The organism is Streptomyces sp. BHT-5-2 (assembly GCF_019774615.1).
Classification (GTDB): Bacteria; Actinomycetota; Actinomycetes; order Streptomycetales; family Streptomycetaceae; genus Streptomyces.
This window is the reverse complement of sequence record NZ_CP081496.1, coordinates 861114-879509: the sequence shown is the minus strand read 5'-3', so window position 1 is coordinate 879509 and position 18396 is coordinate 861114. Positions and strand designations below refer to the sequence as shown.

Sequence of the window (18396 nt, the reverse complement as noted above, 5' to 3'; positions counted from 1 at the left end):
CTCACTCATTGAGTGCTAACGACGCTCCATCTTGCAGTATTCCGGCGCGCCCGTCCACCGTGAACGCCCCACGGTGACCGACCCCACGCCCGGCCCCGCGTCGGGCGCGGGGCCCACTCCGCGCGCCGGTCAGGCCCGGCTCAGCTCGCGTTCCCGCTCGTCGGCGGCGGTGTCCACGGAGGCGCCGGCGGCGGCCGCCGACCCGGTGACGACCTTCGACGACCGGGGCGCCAGGTGGACCCGCAGGGCCAGCAGCACCACCAGGGCCAGCGCCGTGCCGGCCAGCGGCACCAGGAAGCCGGAGCTGGGGCCGAAGCGGTCCGCCAGCTGGCCGGCGGAGGTGGCCGCGGCGGCCTGGCCCAGCGCGACCGCGCCGGTCAGCCAGGTGAACGCCTCGGTCCGGGCGCCGGCCGGGACCAGGGACTCCACGAGGGTGTAGCCGGTGATCAGGGCCGGGGCGATGCACAGGCCGACGACCAGGCCGACGGCGCCCAGCAGCGGCACCGCGGTGATCGCCCACAGCGGGGTGGTGGCCAGCGCCAGCAGCCCGTAGGCGACCAGCAGGCGGCGGCGCGGGCCGACCTTCCAGGCGATCGCGCCGCAGGCGACGCCGGCGAGCATGTTGCCGCAGGCGAAGATCCCGTAGAGGACGCCGTTGATGCCGGGCTGGCCGATGTGCTCGGTGAGCGCGGTCAGCGAGACCTGCATGCCGCCGAAGACCGAGCCGATGCCCAGGAACGCCACGATCAGGACGCGCACACCGGGGACGGACAGCGCCGAGACGCGCGGCTGGTCCTCGCCCCGCCCGCGGTGGACGGGCGGCTGGGTGCGCCGCTGCGAGGCGAACAGCAGGCCGCCGGCCAGCGTCAGCGCGGCCTCGGCGACCAGGCCGGCCGCCGGGTGGACGCCGGTGCACAGCGCGGTCGCCAGCACCGGGCCGACGACGAAGGTGAACTCGTCGGTCACCGACTCGAAGGCGGCGGCGGTGGGCATCAGCGGGGTGCCGCCCAGCTTCGCCGCCCAGCGGGCCCGCACCATCGGGCCGACCTGCGGCGTCGAGGCGCCCGTGGGGACGGCGACGGCGATCAGCGCCCACAGGGGCGCGTGGGCCAGGGCCAGGGCGATCAGCGTCGAGACGCCGGCGACGTGCACCAGGACGCCGGGGATCAGTACCGCGCGCTGGCCGAAGCGGTCGGCGAGCTTGCCGCCCTGCGGGGCGAAGAGCGCCATCGAGACACCGGTGGCGGCGGAGACCGTGCCGGCGCTGCCGTAGGAGCCGGTGGTGGACTGGACGAGCAGGACGATGCCGATGGTCAGCATCGCGAACGGCTGCCGGGCCAGGAACCCGGGCAGCAAGAAGGTCCACGCGCCGGGCGTGCGCAACAGTTGTCCGTATCCGGGACGGGAGTCCTTGACCGCGGATGCCACGGCCGGGCCTTTCTGCCGCCTGGTAGCGCGCCGCCCCGCGAGGTCGTCACGGGTGCGCACCGAGAGCTGTCCTCTCGCGCAGGACCGAGTGATACCGCGTGGTCCGCACCGGGAGGTGGCTGCGTGTGGCAGGGGACCGCGGCCGCCGAGCGGTCGCGCCAGCTCTGCGTCAGGCAGAGTTGGTTCGTGATCCGTACAAAATTCCTTCTCGATTGTACAGGTCGAAGGCCGTGAAGCCCTGGGATCAACCAGGGCTTCACGGCCTTTTTCCTTGGTATCCGTGGAGAGATAGCGCACATTCGGAGCCCGGCCGGGCAAGCCGGGCCGGATCCGGGGCGGGCGGGCCGGGGCCCGCCCGGCTCACCCGGCCTCGCGTCGGCGGACGCGCCCCTCCTCGGCCCGCGGCGGCGCGCCGCCGCCCAGCCAGCCGGCCAGCTTGCCGCCCTGGGACACCGCCTGCAGTCGCCGCTCGGCCGCGTCCCGCACCGGGTCGGTGGCGACCACCAGCAGCTCGTCGCCGCGCCGCAGCACGGTCGTGGGGGAGGGCACGAAGCTGGTGCCGTCCCGGACGACGAGGGTGACCGCGGCGCCCGCCGGCATCCGCAGCTCGCCGACCTCGACGCCGTGCATCAGGGAGGTGGGCCCTATCGACGTGGACAGCAGATGCCCGCGCAGCCGCTCCAGCGGCGCCGACTCGATGCCCAGGTCGGCGGGCTCCTCGCCCTCGCCCAGCCGCAGCCGGCGGGCCAGCCAGGGCAGCGTCGGCCCCTGGATGAGGGTGTAGACCACGACCAGGACGAAGACGATGTTGAACACCGTCTCGCTGCCGGGGACGTCGCTCACCATCGGGATGGTGGCCAGCACGATCGGCACCGCGCCGCGCAGCCCGGCCCAGGACAGCAGGGTCTTCTCCTGCCAGGGCACCCGGAAGGGCAGCAGGGAGACGAAGACGGACAACGGGCGGGCGACCAGAGTGAGGATCATGCCGATCAGCAGCGCGGGCATGATGTCGTCGAGCAGGTTGTGCGGGGTGACCAGCAGGCCCAGCAGGACGAACATCCCGATCTGGCCGATCCAGCCGACCCCTTCGGCGAATCCGCGGGTGGCCGGGGCGTGCGGCAGCTTGGCGTTGCCCAGGACCACCGCGGCCAGATAGACGGCGAGGAAGCCGGAGCCGTGCGCCAGCGCGCCGGCCGCGTACGCGGAGACCGCGATGGCCATCACCGCGATCGGGTAGAGGCCGGAGGCGGGCAGCGCCACGTGCCGCATGCCGTACGCGCCGAGCCAGCCGATGGCCAGGCCGACGGCGGCGCCGATCGCCAGCTCCAGCGCTATCTCGCCGAGCAGGACGTACCAGTGCTCCACCGGTCCGGCGGTGGAGAAGGCCACGACGAGGATGACCACCGGGGCGTCGTTGAACCCGGATTCGGCCTCCAGGACGCCCGTCAGACGGGCCGGCAGCGGGACGCTGCGCAGTACGGAGAAGACGGCCGCGGCGTCCGTGGACGACACCACCGCGCCGATCAGCAGCGCCTGCTTCCAGCCGAGTCCGGCGAGGTAGTGCGCGCCGGCCGCGGTGACCCCCACGCTCACCGCGACGCCGACCGTCGAGAGCACCGCGGCTCGCGGCAGGGCTGGTTTGATCTCTTTCCACTTGGTGCCGAGGCCGCCCTCGGCGAGGATCACCACCAGGGCGGCATAGCCGAGGAGTTGGGTCAGTTCGGCGTTGTCGAAGACGACGCCGCCGATGCCGTCCTGCCCTATCGCGATGCCTATCCCCAGGTAGATGAGCAGGCTGGGGAGCCCGCTGCGCGAGGAGAGCCGTACCGCGGCGACTGCGACCAGCAGTACCAGCGAGCAGATCAGCAGGAGTTCGTTGAGGTGTTCGACAGTCAGGAGCTGATCCTTCCTCGCGCCTTGGTGGGGCTGAGCCGCTTGTCCTTACCCTATCTAGTTACTGACCCTAACAATTTACCATTGCTTGAAAGTTTGATGTGCCCGCCGGTGACTCCGCGTAGGGGTCGCCAAACCGGTGCGCCTATGGTTGCTCCAGCACTCCCACCCTGCCCCTCGAAGGACAGAGATGCCCGCCAACAAGACCGGTCCAGCCCCCAAAAAGAAGAAAGGGCGGCGCGGCCGCCTCGTAGCGCTCACGGTCGTGCTGCTGCTCGTGGCGGGCATCGGCTTCGGCGCGTACTGGGGTGTCAGCACCGTCCGCGCCTCCTTCCCGGAGACCACGGGATCGCTCAAACTCCCGGGCCTGACCGACCCGGTGGACGTCATCCGTGACGGCAACGGCATCCCCCAGATCTACGCCGACACCGACGAGGACCTCTTCCGCGCGCAGGGCTACGTCCAGGCCCAGGACCGCTTCTGGGAGATGGACGTCCGCCGCCACATGACGGCCGGCCGGCTCTCCGAGATGTTCGGCAAGGGCCAGGTCAGGACCGACGAGTTCCTGCGCACCCTGGGATGGCACGAGGTCGCGCAGAAGGAATACGACACCAAGCTCTCGCCGTCCACGAAGAAGTACCTCCAGGCGTACTCCGCCGGTGTCAACGCCTACCTCAAGGACCACCAGGGCTCCGCGCTCTCCCTGGAATACGCCGCGCTCGGCTTCACCAACGACTACAAGCCCGAGCCCTGGACCTCGGTCGACTCGGTCGCCTGGCTCAAGGCGATGGCCTGGGACCTGCGCGGCAACATGAAGGACGAGATCGACCGGGCCCTGATGACGAGCCGGTTCACCCCGCAGCAGATCGCCCAGCTGTACCCGCAGTACCCGTACCAGCGGAACCGGCCGATCGTCGACGGGGGCGGCGTCGACCCGGCCACCAAGGAGTTCGACCCCAAGGCCGGCGGCTCCACCGGTACGGGCGCCGGCACCGGCACCGGCACGGGTACCGGCAACCGCACCGCGCGCACCGCCGCCGGCGGCCTCCAGAAGCAGCTCTCCTCGCTGTCCACCACCCTGGAGCAGGTCCCGGCGCTGCTCGGCCCCAACGGCAACGGCATCGGCTCCAACTCCTGGGTCGTCTCCGGTGAGCACACCACCACCGGCAAGCCGCTGCTCGCCAACGACCCGCACCTGGCGCCGCAGATGCCCTCGCTCTGGTACCAGATGGGCCTGCACTGCCGCACCACCGGCCCCAAGTGCAACTACGACGTGGCCGGCTTCACCTTCTCCGGGATGCCCGGCGTCGTCATCGGCCACAACCAGAACATCTCCTGGGGCATGACCAACCTGGGCGCCGACGTCACCGACCTCTACCTGGAGAAGATCAGCGCCGACGGCTACCTCTACGACGGCCGGCAGCGCCCCTTCCTCACCCGCCAGGAGACCATCAAGGTCGCCGGCGGCGAGAGCCGCAAGATCACCGTCCGGTCCACCAACAACGGCCCGATCGTCTCCGACCGCGACGACGAACTGACCAACGTCGGCAAGGACGCCCCCGTCGCCGACGGCTCCCCCGACCGCGGCGACGGCTACGCGGTCTCCCTGCGCTGGACCGCGCTGACCCCCGGCAAGTCCATGGACGGCGTCTTCGAGCTCAACCGCGCCAAGGACTGGACCGGCTTCCGCAAGGCCGCGGCCGACTTCGAGGTCCCCTCGCAGAACCTCGTCTACGCCGACACCAAGGGCAACATCGGCTACCAGGCCCCCGGCGCCATCCCGATCCGCGGCAAGGGCGACGGCACCTTCCCGGCGCCCGGCTGGGACCCCGCCTACCAGTGGAAGGGCTTCATCCCGCAGAGCGCCCTGCCGTACGAGTACAACCCCAAGCGCGGCTTCATCGTCACCGCCAACCAGGCCGTCGTCGACGAGAAGTACCCGTACGTGATCACCAAGGACTGGGGCTACGGCGCCCGCAGCCAGCGGATCAACGACCTGATCGAGTCCAAGATCAAGGACGGCGGCAAGGTCTCCACCGACGACATGCAGACCTTCCAGAAGGACAACAGCAGCGAGATCGCCCGGCTGCTCACGCCCTACCTGACGAAGATCGACATCAAGGACAAGTACGTCCGCGACGCCCAGCAGCTGCTCAACGGCTGGGACTTCACCCAGGAGCCCGACTCCGCCGCGGCCGCCTACTTCAACGCCGTCTGGCGCAACACCCTCAAGCTCGCCTTCGGCAACAAGATGCCCAAGGAGCTGCGCGTCAAGGGCCAGTGCCTCTACGTCCGCCCGGCCGGCGACACCGGCCCGGCCGACACCCAGAACAAGCTGGTCCGCGAGTGCGGCGAGCGGGACGGCGACACCGCCCAGCCCGACGGCGGCGACCGCTGGTACGAGGTCGTCCGGAACATCCTCGACGACCCGAACAACGCCTGGTGGAAGACCGACGACCGGCCCGGCCACCCCGGCCTGAAGAACCGCGACGAGCTGCTCGCCCAGGCCATGAAGGACGCCCGCTACGAGCTGACCTCCAAGCTCGGCAAGAACATCGACAACTGGACCTGGGGCCGTCTGCACCAGATGGACCTCAAGAACCAGACCCTCGGCAAGGACGGGCCGGGCTTCCTCCAGGACCTGCTCAACCGTGGCCCCTGGAACCTCGGCGGCGGTGAGGCCGCGGTCGACGCCACCGGCTGGAACGCCTCCGGCGGCTACCAGGTCACCTGGGTCCCGTCCATGCGGATGGTGGTCAACCTCGCCGACCTCGACAAGTCCCGCTGGATCAACCTCACCGGCGCCTCCGGGCACGCCTACCACGCCCACTACTACGACCAGACCGACAAGTGGGCCAAGGGCGAACTGCTGCCCTGGGCGTTCAGCGAGGACGCCGTGAAGAAGGCCGGGAAGGACACCCTGACCCTGTCGCCGTGACGGCGGCGGACACCTCACCGCGTCGGGCGGGCCGGACTCCACCGGCCCGCCCGACGCCGTTTCACGTGAAACATCCGGCCAATTCCGGTGGGGCGGTCAGCGACGGAAGCGATGCACCCCCGACGGCGTCACCGCGGCATGCACCCGGCGGTCGTGCGGCTCGGCCGGCACCTGCTCCAGCACCTCGTGGTCGTAGAGCAGCACCACCAGCGACGTGGGCCGCGCGGACCGCTCCAGCCGTGCCAGCACCCGGTCGTACGAGCCGCCGCCGCGGCCCAGCCGCAGTCCCGTCCGGTCCACCGCCAGCCCCGGCAGCAGCACCACGTCCGCCTGTGCGACGGCCTCCGGCGTCAGCCGCGGCCCGTCCGGCTCCCGCAGCCCCCAGCCCGCCGCGACCAGGTGCTCGGGGCCTTCGTATACCGCCCAGTCCAGGTCGTTGTCCGGCAGCAGCACCGGCAGCAGCACCCGCACCCCGGCCGCCCGCAGCGTGTCGATCAGCGCCCGGGTGTCCGGCTCGCCGCCGATCGAGACATACGCGGCCACGGTCGGCGCGCCGACCTCGGCGTTCCCGGTGCCCGTCACGGGAGCCGTCCGCAGCTCGTCCAGCTCCCGCACCCGGCGGGCCAGCGCCGTCCCCCGGGCCGCGACGACCTCGGCCGGCAACCCCCTCCTCACCTCCCCGAGATCCCGCCGCAACCTGCGCTTTTCCTCGTGCTCAACGCTCATCGTGGGCCTCGCTCGGGCTCTCATGATCTCTTAACCGGACGCTCATCATCGGCCCTTCCGGGCCGGTTAGGGTGTCGCGCATGACCCCATCGCATGCACGGATCAGCAAGGCTGTCATCCCGGCAGCAGGGCTCGGCACGCGGTTCCTGCCGGCGACCAAGGCGACGCCCAAGGAAATGCTGCCGGTCGTCGACAAGCCCGCCATCCAGTACGTGGTGGAGGAGGCGGCGGCGGCCGGACTCACCGACGTCCTCATGGTGACCGGGCGCAACAAGCGCCCCCTGGAAGACCACTTCGATCGCAACTACGAACTCGAAGAGGCCCTGCACCGCAAGGGTGACGAATCCCGGCTCGCCAAGGTCCAGGAGTCCAGCGACCTGGCGACCATCCACTACGTCCGCCAGGGCAACCCCAAGGGCCTGGGCCACGCCGTGCTGTGCGCCGCGCCGCACGTGGGCGACCAGCCCTTCGCGGTCCTCCTGGGCGACGACCTCATCGACCCCCGCGACCCCCTGCTGCGCCGGATGATAGAGGTCCGCGAGGAGCACGGCGGCTCGGTCGTCGCCCTCATGGAGGTCGACCCCGCCAACATCCACCTCTACGGCTGCGCGGCCGCCGACCCCACCGCCGACGACGACGTGGTCACCGTCTCCGACCTGGTCGAGAAGCCCGAACAGGCCGAGGCGCCCAGCAATCTCGCCATCATCGGCCGCTACATCCTCGACCCGGCCGTCTTCGAGGTGCTGCGCAAGACCGACCCCGGCCGCGGCGGCGAGATCCAGCTCACCGACGCCCTGCAGGTGCTGGCCGCCCACCCCGAGCTGGGCGGGCCGGTGCACGGCGTGGTCTTCAAGGGCCGCCGCTATGACACCGGGGACCGCGGAGACTATCTGCGTGCCATTGTCAGACTGGCATGCGAACGTGAGGACCTGGGCCCCGACTTCCGGGCCTGGCTGCGCAGTTACGTCACCGAGGAGATGTAGGACGTTGAACGGCTCCACCGACCGGACCTCCCACCCTGACCACGTCTGGTCGGTGGCCGAACACCTCGACGACATCCTCGCCCGGCTCCGCCCCCCGGCCCCGGTCACCCGGCAACTCCTCGACGCCCAGGGCTGCGTCCTCGCCGAGGACCTCACCGTCCCGCTGCCGCTGCCACCGTTCGACAACAGCTCCATGGACGGCTACGCGGTCCGTGCCGCCGACGTCGCGGACGCCGCCGAGGACGCCCCGGCCACCCTCGCCGTCCTCGGCGACGTCGCCGCCGGCAGCGCCGAGCTGCCCACCGTCGGCCCCGGACAGGCCGCGCGCATCATGACCGGCGCCCCGCTGCCGCCCGGCGCCGACGCGGTGGTCCCCGTCGAGTGGACCGACGGCGGCACCGGCCGGGGACCGGCCGCCACCATGCGTGCCCACAGCGCCGCCCCGCAGGACGCCGGCGGCGAGGTCCGGGTGCACCGCCCGGCCGCCGCCGGCGCCCATGTCCGCCGCGCCGGCAGCGACGCCCGGGCCGGCGAGCCGGCGCTGCCCGCCGGCACCGTCCTCGGCCCCACCCAGCTCGGCCTGCTCGCCGCCCTCGGCCTGGACACCGTCGCCGTCCGCCGCCGCCCCCGGGTCGTGGTGCTCTCGACCGGCAGCGAACTCGTCCCGCCCGGCGAGCCGTTGGGCCCCGGCCAGATCCACGACTCCAACAGCTTCCAGCTCACCGCCGCCGCCCGCGCGGCCGGCGCGCTCGCCTACCGCGTCGGCGCCGTCGCCGACGACGCGGAGACCCTCCGCGCCGCCCTGGAGGACCAGTACCCCCGCGCCGACGTCCTCGTCACCAGCGGCGGTGTCAGCGTCGGCGCGTACGACGTCGTCAAGGAGACCCTCGCCGGGCTCGCCGCCGACGAGGGCCGGGTCGAGTTCCGCAGGCTCGCCATGCAGCCCGGCAAGCCCCAGGGCTTCGGCCTGATCGGCCCGGACCGCATCCCGCTGCTCGCCCTGCCCGGCAATCCGGTCAGCTCCTACGTCTCCTTCGAGCTCTTCGTCCGCCCCGCCATCCGCACGCTCATGGGCCACCCCGAGGTGCACCGCCGCACCGTCCGCGCCCGCGTCACCGAAGCGCTCGGCTCCTCGCCCCGCGGCAAGCGGCAGTTCCTCCGCGGCACCCACGACCCGGTCGCCGGCACGGTCACCCCCGTCGGCGGCAGCGGTTCCCACCTCATCCGGGCCATGGCCCACGCCGACGCCCTGATCGTCGTCCCCGAGGACACCACCGAGGTCCCCGCCGACGCCACCGTCGAGGTCATCCCGCTCGGCCCCTGCTGACGTCCGCCGGGAGCACCGGCAGCGCACCGCCCGCATCGGGTGCGCTGCGCCGACCGGGGGTACGGTGTCGTCCCACAGGCGGCAGTATGGACCGGGAGAACGATGAGCAGCGGCCAGCAACACCTCACCCATGTCGACGCGGCCGGCGCGGCCCGCATGGTCGATGTCTCGGGCAAGGACGTCACCGCCCGGACCGCCCGTGCCAGCGGCCGCGTCCTGGTCGCACCGCGCGTCGTCGAGCTGCTGCGCGGCGAGGGCGTCCCCAAGGGCGACGCCCTGGCCACCGCCCGTATCGCCGGCATCATGGGCGCCAAGCGCACCCCGGACCTCGTCCCGCTGTGCCACCCGCTGGCCGTCTCCGGGGTGAAGGTGGACCTCTCCGTCACCGACGAGGCCGTCGAGATCACCGCCACCGTCCGGACCACCGACCGCACCGGCGTCGAGATGGAGGCCCTGACCGCCGTCTCGGTCGCCGCGCTCACCGTCGTCGACATGGTCAAGGCCGTCGACAAGGCCGCGGTCATCTCCGACATCCGCGTCGAGGAGAAGACCGGCGGCAAGTCCGGCGACTGGAGCCGGCCGTGAGCCCCGCCCGCGCCCTGGTCGTCACCGCCTCCAACCGCGCCGCCGCCGGCGTCTACGAGGACAGGGGCGGCCCGCTTCTCGCCGAGGGCCTGAGGGCCGCGGGCTTCGCCGTCGACGGCCCCCGGGTGGTCCCCGACGGCGACCCCGTCGAGGCCGCCCTGCGCGCGGCCGTCGCCGCCGGCTACGACGTGGTGCTGACCACCGGCGGCACCGGCATCTCGCCCACCGACCGCACCCCCGAGGCCACCGGCCGGGTCCTGGACTACGAGGTCCCCGGCATCCCCGAGGCGATCCGCGCCGCGGGCCGCGCCAAGGTCCCCACCGCCGCCCTCTCCCGTGGCCTGGCGGGCGTCGCCGGCCGCACCCTGATCGTCAACCTCCCCGGCTCGACCGGTGGGGTGCGCGACGGTCTGGCCGTCCTCGCCGAACTCCTCCCGCACGCCGTCGACCAGATCCGCGGCGGCGACCACCCCAGACCTTCCGGGAGCCCCAGCTGAACACGCCCTGGCCGGTGGTCCTGACGGACGGAGAGATCTCCCTCCGCCCCATAAGGCTGCGCGACCAGCGCCCCTGGCGCGAGGTCAACCGCCGCAACCGCGACTGGCTGCGCCCTTGGGAGGCGACCGTCCCGCCGGCCCCGCCCGGTCTCCCGGTGCCGCACCGCCCCACCTTCCGGCAGATGGTCCGGCATCTGCGGGCCGAGGCGCACGCGGGCCGGATGCTGCCGTTCGTCGTCGAATACCGCGGCCGGCTGGTCGGGCAGCTCACCGTCGCGGGTATCACCTGGGGCTCGATGTGCTCGGGCCATATCGGTTACTGGGTCGACCGGGAAGTCGCCGGGCGGGGCGTCATGCCCACCGCGGTGGCGCTCGCCGTCGACCACTGTTTCCACACCGTCGGACTGCACCGCATCGAGGTCTGCATTCGGCCGGAAAACACCCCCAGCCGTCGCGTGGTGGAGAAACTCGGCTTCCGCGAGGAAGGCATCCGCCCGCGCTACCTCCACATCGACGGCGCCTGGCGCGACCACGCGGTTTTCGCGCTGACCGCAGAGGAAGTGCCCGAAGGGCTCCTCAACCGCTGGCGGAGCCGGCGGCCCGGCGCATCCGACCGCACCGACTCATCCCACAAATAAAAAACCTGTTCGAATTGCACCGTCGCTACCCCGTCCTCGGTGCCCCATTCGCCACAACTCCATCGCAACAATCACAAAAAAAGTTCGAGATATCAGCCAGATCGTGCGACACACCGGCCCAATTGGCGGATGGCCCCACGCAAACCCCTCTACCGTGTGAGTTGTGAGAAGCAGCGGCCTCATCTACGCAGTCATCGTCGGGGCCTGGGCCGCCTATTTGGTGCCGATGTGGCTCCGTAGACAGGACGAGCTCAACGAAGCCCGTCCCACCGAGCGCTTCAGCACGGCCATCCGCCTCCTGTCCGGACGCGCGGCCATGCAGCGCCGCTACGACAAGGAGCATGGGGACGCCCCCGCCGACGAGACGGGCGAGGAGCTCGAACCGGACGCCGCGGACGACCCGCCCGACGACCGGTCCTTCGGCGACCCCGCACCCGCCCCGGCGCCCGACGACACCCCCACCCGCGCCCACCACGCCCCACCGCGCCCCTCGCTCGCCGAGCGCACCAAGCGCGCCAAGGTCCTGGCCCGCCGCCGGCGCACCATCAGCGTCCTGTTCCTCACCTTCACCGCCGGCGCCGTCGCCGCGGCCGTGGGCGGCCTGCCCTTCCTCTGGGCCCCCGCCCTGCCCGCCGTGCTCCTGACCGCCTACATCCTCTATCTGCGCGCCCAGGAGCGCCGCCGCTTCACCTTCACCATGGACCAGCGCAAGGCGGAGGCGGCAGCACGACGGCTGCGTGAGGGCCGACCCCGCCCTCACCAGGCGGCCGACCAGCCGCCCGCCGACGACCACCGGCCCGACGCCCGCGCTGACGTCGCCGAGACCGCCCCCGAACCGTCCCGTCCCGCGCCGCCCCCGCACACCGCCGGCGCCCGCGCCCTCGTCGAGGAGACGGACCACGCCGAGTGGGTCGACCAGCAGCGCGAACGGGAGCGCCCGCGTCCCCCCGCCGGCAGCTGGGAGCCCATCCCGGTCCCGCTGCCCACCTACGTCACCGCGCCGGTCGCCCCGCGCGCCACCAGCCACGTCGACCTGGACGCCGACGACGCCTGGAGCTCGGCCCGCTCCAGCTCCGTCCCCGAGCGCCCGCAGCCCGGCCCCGCGCAGGACCGCCCCACCCACCCGGGCCGCCGCGCCCGCGGCCGCACCCCCCTCTTCGACCAGTACGAGGACGAGGACCGCCCGCGCGCGGCGAACGAGTGACGGGCGCCCCACTGACCAGCACCGGAAGCGATTTCCGAGCACGGCGAACGGGATGCTAGAGTTTCACTCGTCGCAAGGGCCTGTGGCGCAGCTGGTAGCGCACCTCGTTCGCAACGAGGGGGTCAGGGGTTCGAGTCCCCTCAGGTCCACCGTGCGTTGAAGCCCCCACCGGGATTTTCCGGTGGGGGCTTTTTCGTGTGTGTGGGTGGTGGGGCGGGGGTCAGTGCGGGAGGTGGGTGAGGGCGTTGAGGACGGGGGTGGGGCCGTCCTCGGTGGCGAGGTGGCGGGCGGCGGATCGGGCGTGGGTGCGCAGGGACGGGGCGGTGGTGGCCTCGGTGAGGGCGGTGGCGAGGCGGGCCACGGCGTCGTCGAGGGGGAGCTTGGTGAGGGTGGGGAAGGGCAGGGCGGGGGTGGCGGCGCCCAGGGAGGCCAGGCGGGCGGCCCAGAAGGGCTGGTCGGCGGTGAACGGGACGGGGACGGAGGGGATGCCGGCGCGCAGGGCGGCGGCGGAGGTGCCGGCGCCGCAGTGGTGGACGGCGGCGGCGACGCGCGGGAAGAGGAGGGCGTGGGGGACGGGGGCGGACACCGTGAGGATGTCGTCGGAGGGGGAATCGGCGGTGGTCAGGGCGGCGTTGCCGGAGAGCAGGACGCCGCGGAGGCCGGCGCGGCGCAGGGCGCGGACGGCGAGGGCGCTCAGGCGTTCGGCGTCGTCGGCGGTCATGCTGCCGAAGCCGACCGAGACCGGCGGCGGGCCGGAGGCGAGGAAGTCCTCCAGGGCGGGCGGGAGTTGGGCGTCCGGGGCGAGGTGCGGCCACCAGTAGCCGGTGATGTCCAGGCCGGGGCGCCAGTCGGCGGGGCGGGGGACCAGGAGTTCGCTGAAGCCGTGCAGGACGGGCCAGTTGGCGGCCTCGACGCGGCGGCGGACCGCGCCGGGCGTGGCCGGCGGCAGGCCCAGGCGGGTGCGCAGGGCCCGTGCGGCGCCGGTGTGGAGGCGGTCGACGACGCGGAGGGAGAGGCGGCCGGCGGCGCGGTTGCCCCAGCTGCCGAGCGAGCGGCCGCCGCCGACGACGGGGGAGAACGCGCGGGTGGGGGCGGTGGGTTGGAGGTAGGCGCCGACGGAGGGGATGTCCAGGGCCTCGGCGAGGTGCCAGCCGAGCGGCGCGGTGGTGGTGGACAGCAGGAGCAGTTCGGTGTCCGGGGAGACGGCGTCGGCCAGGCCGGTGCCGAGCTGCTCGACGAAGGCGGCGGCGCGGCGTATCAGGGCGCGGCGGTCGGTGGGGGTGCCGGCGCGGTCCCGGTCCGCGGGGTGGGCGGCGCGCGGGTCGGCGGGGAGGCTGCGGAAGTCCAGGCCGGCGGCGCGGACGACGGGGGCGAAGTCGTCGTGGGTGGCGAGGGCGACCTGGTGGCCGGCGGCCCGGAGGCGGGCGCCGAGGCCGGTGTACGGGGCGATGTCGCCGTAGGAGCCGGCGGCGGTGATGAGGATGTTCACGGTTCGGCCTTGGGTCGGGTGGCGGTGGTGCCGGTCGCCGGGTCGGCGGTGGGTGCCGGGGGCGACTGGCGGACCGCGTTGGCGTGGATGGCGGTGCGCAGGTACGGGGCGAGGCCCGGGCGCTGTTCGGTGGGCGGGACGATCAGGGCGAAGGCGCGCGGATCGGTGGCGAAGTCGTCGGCGATCCGGCCGTGCATGTCGGTGGCGCAGGGGGCGAACCACCGGGTGATGTGCCGGCGGTGCTCCTCGGCGAGGTCCATGGCGGGCTCGCCGTCGGCCGGTTCGCCGGCGTCGAAGGCGGCGGTCAGCCGGGCCCGCCAGTCGGCGGCCTCGGCCATGATCTGCGCCCAGTCGTCCTTGGAGTGCGCGGCGGCGCGGGCCATCGAGCGCCGGTAGCCGTCGCTGTCGCGCCACTTGCGGTCGGCGTGGGTGGCGTAGGTCAGGTCGAACGCGATCTCGCCGAAGACCTCGAAGCGCTCCTCCGGGGTGAGCCGGACGCCGGTCTGCTGGACCTCCATGGCCTGTTCGGCGACCTCGACCAGGCGCCGCAGCCGGTTGATCTCCTCGGTGAGGCGGCGGTGCCGGGCGCGCAGCTGGTCGAGGGCGTTGGCCTGGGGGTCCGCCAGGATCGCGGCGATCTCGTCGAGCGGGAAGCCGAGTTCCCGGTAGAAGAGGATCTGCTGGAGCCGGGCGAGGTCGGCGTCGCTGTAGAGGCGGTAGCCGGCGGGGCTGCGGTCGCTGGGGCGCAGCAGGCCCGTCCTGTCGTAGTGGTGCAGGGTGCGGACGGTGACCCCGGCGAAGGCGGAGACCTGGCCTACCGGGTATCCCATGGGAGCGCCTTTCGGTTGCGGGGGCGGGTGGGGCGTGGCCTGCTGGTGCGTGGCCGGTGCTGTGGACAAGGGTGGAGCCTGACGTGACGTGAGGGTCAAGGGAGGGTCGGCGGCGGTGCGGGCGGCGGGCGGTACCGGAGGCGCGATCGGACGCCGGTTTCGCGGTGACCCCGTTACATTTGTCGGGAAACAGGTATTCGCTCGTGTGTACGCATCTGTGCATCCTTGTGCACACAGGGTGCGTACGCCTGATAGGCAGGGTGCACCTGAGGTGATGGGTGTGCCCGGTGCGCAGGCCCGTCCGCCGTTCCCCGCCCCGAAGGAATCCGTGAGACCAGCAACCGCCACCGCCCGGACCCTCGGGGTCGCCGGGGCCGCGCTGCTCGCGGGGCTGCTCGCCGCGGCGGTCGCCGGGTGCGGCGGGCCGGACCCGCTGCTGCGGGACGAGGGGCCGGCCGCCGCGCCGACCGCGCGCATCGGCCCGGTCTACGCGGCGGGCGACGCCGGGCGCCCGCTCCAACGCCCGTCCGCCCTCCCGTTGGGGGACTCGGCGCGGCTGACCGGGCTGCGCTGGGAGTCGTGGGGCGGGGCGACCGCGGTGGCCGGCGGCGGGCTGGTCGGGGACTGGTGCGCACCGGCGTGCGTACGCAGGCCGTACCGGGTGAAGGTCACGCTGAGCGGGCTGCAGCGGCAGCAGGGCTTCGCGTACTACTCCAGCGCCGGGGCGGTCGCGCCCGAGGTGCACGGCGCGAAGGCCGCCGAGCTGGGGCGGGTGAGCCTGCACCTTCCCGACGTCGAGTAGTCGGGCGGCCCCGGGCCCGGACACGCGGGCGGCGGGGCAGGACGCCGGCGGGACGAGCCGGCGACGGCAGGAACGGAAGAAGGGAACGGATGGGGCTGCGCGCCAAGATCGGCATCGCGATCTCCGCCACCGCGGCGGTGGTCGCGGTCCTCGTCGGCGTCCTCGTCCACCAGCACACCGTCAACGCCCAGCTCGAACTGGCCGGGGGCACCCTCGACAGCCGGCTGCAGACCACCGTCCAGGACCGGGCCGCCGGGATCGACACCGGGCGCGGGCTGATCAACCCCCGGGACCTGCCGGGCCCGTTGCGGGCACTGGTCGACCGAGGGCGGCGGGGCGTCTATCTGGAGCAGGGCGGCCGCACGCCGTATCTGTGGGCGGCCACCCGGCAGGGCACGGACATCGTCGCGCTGAAGCGGCCCTACGAACGGGAGCAGCGGACCGTCGAGGCGCTGGACCGGATCCTGTGGGTGGCCGGGGCGGCCGGTACGGCGCTGGGCTGCGTGGTCGGGCTGCTGGTCGCGCACCGGCTCGGGCGGCGGCTGACGACGTCCGCGGCGACCGCCCAGCGGATCGCCGAGGGGGACCTGGGCGCGCGGCTGCCGCGGTCCGGCAGCGACGAGGTCGGGCAGCTCACCGAGGCCGTGAACACCATGGCGGAGGCGCTCGCCGGGCGGCTGCGGGCCGAGCGGGACGTCACCGCGAACATCGCGCACGAGCTGCGGACGCCGGTCGCCGGGCTGGTCGCCGCGGCCGGGCTGCTGCCGCCGTCCCGGCCCGCCGAGATGGTCCGGGAGCGGGCCGAGCGGGTGCGCGGGCTGATGGAGGACGTGCTGGAGGTGGCCCGGCTGGACGCCCGTACCGAGGAGGCGGACCAGGAGGTGCGGCCGCTGGGCGAACTGGTGCGGCGTGCGGTGGCGGCGGCCGGTCATCCGTCCGCGGGCGGGCCGTCCGCGGGCACCGGACCCGGGAGCGCGGCCGTCGGCGCGGAACGGGCGCCCGTCGACGGGGAGATACGGGTGCGGGTGGGCGCGGACGGACTGGTGGAGACCGATCCGCGGCGGGTGGAGCGCATCCTGGTCAATCTGATCAGCAACGCCCGGCGGCACGGCGCGGCGCCGGTGACCGTCGAGGTCGACGGCGGGGTGATACGGGTGCGGGACGCCGGGCCCGGATTCCCGGAGGAACTGCTGGCGCACGGCCCGCAGCGGTTCCGCAGCGGCTGCGGCCGGGGCGGGCCCGGGCTGGGGCTGGGGCTGACCATCGCCGCCGGGCAGGCACAGGTGCTGGGCGCCGGGCTGCGGTTCGGCAATCCGCCCGGGGGCGGGGCGCTGGCCACCGTCGACCTGCGGGCGGCACTGCGCCCGGAAGCGGACATCGAGGAGGCCCGCCCCGACGGGGAAGGCGGGGCGGGCGGGGAGGGCGGCCCGGTGTGAAGGGGACGGCCGGGGACCGGCGGTGGGCCGGGGCGCGCACCCGGCCCACGGCGGGCCGTCGCGCCAGGGTCGGACCCGCCCCGGGCGCCGCGCCCTCACCCCGCCGGAAAGCGGTCCTCCAGAACGGAGTTCAGCAGCGCCCGGACGTCCTCGCGGTCCAGCCCCTCGGCGCGGGCGCGGTCCATCCAGCCGCGCAGCTCCTCGCGCAGCACGGCGTCGGCGGCCGAGTCGGGCCGGGCCAGGGTGCGGCTGACGAACGTGCCGAGGCCGGGCCGCGGCTCCACCAGGCCCTCGCGCTCCAGCTCGCGGTACGCCTTGAGGGTGGTGTTCGGGTTGACCTTGGTGCTGGCGGCGACCTGCGCGGCCGTGGGCAGCCGGTCGCCCTCCACCAGGATGCCCAGCCGCAGCGCCTGCTGGACCTGCTGGACGATCTGGAGGTAGGTGGCGACGCCGCTGCGGCGGTCGATCCGGAACTCGACGACGTTCACCGCCTCTCTGCCTCTGTGCTCGTCCGGTTGCGGCCGGGGCGGCCGACCGCTCGATGATCGGGCCGCCCGCGGCGGGTGTCAAAGCGCGGCCGGGCCGGCGCCGGGCGCCCGTTCAGAGCGGCCGCCGGCGGGCCCGCCACACCACGAACGCCAGCACCGCGGCGGTCAGCGCCAGCAGGATGCCCGCGCCGAACCACTGCATCCCCGGCATCTGGTCGTAGGAGAAGTACTGGGTGACGTAGTCGACGATGCCCAGCTTTGCCCGGCAGGCGTCGGGGTGGGCGTCGTGGACGCAGGTGCCGAAGCCGAAGAGCCGGCCGTCGGCGGTGGCCACCCAGTCGTCCATCCGGACCGCGTCGGCCGCCAGGTGCGGGCCGTCGCCGTGGTACGGGTGGGTGGTGCTGCGCAGGGAGCCCAGGGCCGGCCGCACCTTGGCGCCCCAGACCACGGCGAACGCCGCCGCGGTGACCGCGGTGGCCAGCATCGCCGGCACCACCCGCTTGATCAGTTTGCCCAGGGCGACGCCGCAGGCGGTGAGGAAGAGGGTCTTGGCGACCAGCACCGGGCCGGTGACGTCGAACGGGCCGCTGTTGAGCCAGTCGCCGCCCACCACCAGGGTGTGCGCGGGCGACCAGAGCCACTGGAAGACCGCCGACAGCAGGACGGTGCACACCGTGACGACGGCCAGCGGGAGGGCGAGCGTCGCGGCGAGCCAGCGGCCGCGGCCGACGGACTGGGTGGTGACCAGCCGGAGGGTGCCGCGCTCCAGCTCGGAGGAGATCAGCGGCGCGCCCAGGAAGACGGCGACCAGCACCGGCACCAGCTCCAGGAACTGCAGATCGCCGTTGAACGCCGAACCGAACCGGTTGCGGAACTCCTCGTCGAGAGTCGCCCCGCCGGCGTCGTGGCCGCCGAGGAAGCCCATCAGCCCGATCCGCTGGTACGAGAAGAGCGCGCAGGCGGCGAGGGTGACCAGGATGCCGGTGAGCAGCGCCGCACGGTGCCGGCGCCAGACCAGCCAGAGCGTGCCGCGCAGCGGTCCGGAGGCGGTGCCGCCGACCGCCGCGGCCTCGTGGGCGGTGGTGGCGGCGCTCATGCCAATGCCTCGCTTCGCTCGGCCTCGCATGCGCTC

The 18396-nt window shown here is 73.6% G+C and carries 16 protein-coding genes and 1 tRNA gene; 10 read left to right on the top strand and 7 right to left on the bottom strand.

Translation table 11 applies throughout. The features are described 5' to 3' along the window. Window positions 1-129: 129 nt before the first annotated feature. Window positions 130-1428 carry an MFS transporter gene (locus K2224_RS03680; protein WP_221905231.1) on the bottom strand — a complete coding sequence of 433 codons (1299 nt, stop codon included), beginning with the start codon at window positions 1426-1428 and terminating at the stop codon, window positions 130-132. Between the two features lie 360 nt (window positions 1429-1788). Further along, entirely contained in the window at window positions 1789-3324 is a 1536-nt protein-coding gene (locus tag K2224_RS03675) for a potassium/proton antiporter (RefSeq protein WP_221909410.1), read from the bottom strand. A 187-nt stretch (window positions 3325-3511) separates the two neighbouring features. On the opposite strand from K2224_RS03675, the gene K2224_RS03670 reads away from it, so the two are divergent. Beyond that, the gene (locus K2224_RS03670; RefSeq protein WP_221905230.1) at window positions 3512-6259 is read left to right on the top strand and encodes a penicillin acylase family protein; all 2748 of its coding nucleotides are present in this window, start codon (window positions 3512-3514) and stop codon (window positions 6257-6259) included. A 96-nt stretch (window positions 6260-6355) separates the two neighbouring features. Here K2224_RS03670 and K2224_RS03665 read toward each other — a convergent pair whose 3' ends face one another. Continuing rightward, entirely contained in the window at window positions 6356-6985 is a 630-nt protein-coding gene (locus K2224_RS03665) for a 5-formyltetrahydrofolate cyclo-ligase (protein ID WP_221905229.1), read from the bottom strand. A gap of 80 nt (window positions 6986-7065) precedes the next feature. Between K2224_RS03665 and galU the strand changes: the two genes are divergently transcribed. The 7 genes from galU (at window position 7066) to K2224_RS03630 (ending at window position 12368) form a co-directional block, all read left to right on the top strand. After that, window positions 7066-7968 (top strand): UTP--glucose-1-phosphate uridylyltransferase GalU, encoded by a 903-nt coding sequence (galU, locus tag K2224_RS03660; protein ID WP_221905228.1) that lies wholly within the window; start codon window positions 7066-7068, stop codon window positions 7966-7968. A gap of 4 nt (window positions 7969-7972) precedes the next feature. Then, the gene (gene glp, locus K2224_RS03655) at window positions 7973-9295 is read left to right on the top strand and encodes a gephyrin-like molybdotransferase Glp (protein ID WP_221905227.1); all 1323 of its coding nucleotides are present in this window, start codon (window positions 7973-7975) and stop codon (window positions 9293-9295) included. A gap of 102 nt (window positions 9296-9397) precedes the next feature. Then, a complete protein-coding gene (moaC, locus tag K2224_RS03650) occupies window positions 9398-9880 on the top strand; it encodes a cyclic pyranopterin monophosphate synthase MoaC (RefSeq protein ID WP_221905226.1) in 483 nt (160 codons plus the stop codon). Continuing rightward, window positions 9877-10377, top strand: coding sequence for a molybdenum cofactor biosynthesis protein B (locus tag K2224_RS03645; protein ID WP_221905225.1), 501 nt, complete (start codon window positions 9877-9879; stop codon window positions 10375-10377). The genes moaC and K2224_RS03645 overlap by 4 nt, the downstream gene beginning before the upstream one ends. A 14-nt stretch (window positions 10378-10391) precedes the next feature. Then, window positions 10392-11015, top strand: a complete 624-nt coding sequence (locus K2224_RS03640) for a GNAT family N-acetyltransferase (protein WP_221905224.1) — start codon at window positions 10392-10394, stop codon at window positions 11013-11015. A gap of 163 nt (window positions 11016-11178) precedes the next feature. Beyond that, entirely contained in the window at window positions 11179-12219 is a 1041-nt protein-coding gene (gene glpR, locus K2224_RS03635; RefSeq protein WP_221905223.1) for a gephyrin-like molybdotransferase receptor GlpR, read from the top strand. Between the two features lie 76 nt (window positions 12220-12295). Continuing rightward, window positions 12296-12368 (top strand) — tRNA-Ala (locus K2224_RS03630). Window positions 12369-12439: 71 nt separating this feature from the next. On the opposite strand, the gene K2224_RS03625 is transcribed toward K2224_RS03630, so the two are convergent. Together K2224_RS03625 and K2224_RS03620 are read right to left on the bottom strand one after the other, a co-directional pair. After that, the gene (locus tag K2224_RS03625; protein ID WP_221905222.1) at window positions 12440-13708 is read right to left on the bottom strand and encodes a glycosyltransferase; all 1269 of its coding nucleotides are present in this window, start codon (window positions 13706-13708) and stop codon (window positions 12440-12442) included. Then, window positions 13705-14538, bottom strand: a complete 834-nt coding sequence (locus tag K2224_RS03620; protein ID WP_221905221.1) for a MerR family transcriptional regulator — start codon at window positions 14536-14538, stop codon at window positions 13705-13707. Before K2224_RS03620 ends, K2224_RS03625 begins: the two co-directional genes overlap by 4 nt. Before the next feature lie 328 nt (window positions 14539-14866). Between K2224_RS03620 and K2224_RS03615 the strand changes: the two genes are divergently transcribed. Further along, a complete protein-coding gene (locus tag K2224_RS03615) occupies window positions 14867-15340 on the top strand; it encodes a hypothetical protein (protein WP_221905220.1) in 474 nt (157 codons plus the stop codon). 89 nt (window positions 15341-15429) lie between these two features. Beyond that, window positions 15430-16776 carry a HAMP domain-containing sensor histidine kinase gene (locus K2224_RS03610; protein WP_221905219.1) on the top strand — a complete coding sequence of 449 codons (1347 nt, stop codon included), beginning with the start codon at window positions 15430-15432 and terminating at the stop codon, window positions 16774-16776. Between the two features lie 95 nt (window positions 16777-16871). On the opposite strand, the gene K2224_RS03605 is transcribed toward K2224_RS03610, so the two are convergent. Together K2224_RS03605 and K2224_RS03600 are read right to left on the bottom strand one after the other, a co-directional pair. Next, window positions 16872-17264, bottom strand: a complete 393-nt coding sequence (locus K2224_RS03605) for a GntR family transcriptional regulator (RefSeq protein ID WP_221905218.1) — start codon at window positions 17262-17264, stop codon at window positions 16872-16874. Between the two features lie 112 nt (window positions 17265-17376). Beyond that, a complete protein-coding gene (locus K2224_RS03600; RefSeq protein ID WP_221905217.1) occupies window positions 17377-18360 on the bottom strand; it encodes an ABC transporter permease subunit in 984 nt (327 codons plus the stop codon). Window positions 18361-18396 lie beyond the last annotated feature (36 nt).

Coding starts and splice junctions, on each gene's coding strand:
- K2224_RS03610 (WP_221905219.1), top strand. CDS start 15,430: ATGGGGCTGCGCGCCAAGATCGGCATCGCGATCTCCGCCACCGCGGCG.
- K2224_RS03670 (WP_221905230.1), top strand. CDS start 3,512: ATGCCCGCCAACAAGACCGGTCCAGCCCCCAAAAAGAAGAAAGGGCGG.
- K2224_RS03600 (WP_221905217.1), bottom strand. CDS start 18,360: ATGAGCGCCGCCACCACCGCCCACGAGGCCGCGGCGGTCGGCGGCACC.
- moaC (WP_221905226.1), top strand. CDS start 9,398: ATGAGCAGCGGCCAGCAACACCTCACCCATGTCGACGCGGCCGGCGCG.
- galU (WP_221905228.1), top strand. CDS start 7,066: ATGACCCCATCGCATGCACGGATCAGCAAGGCTGTCATCCCGGCAGCA.
- K2224_RS03665 (WP_221905229.1), bottom strand. CDS start 6,985: ATGAGCGTTGAGCACGAGGAAAAGCGCAGGTTGCGGCGGGATCTCGGG.
- K2224_RS03620 (WP_221905221.1), bottom strand. CDS start 14,538: ATGGGATACCCGGTAGGCCAGGTCTCCGCCTTCGCCGGGGTCACCGTC.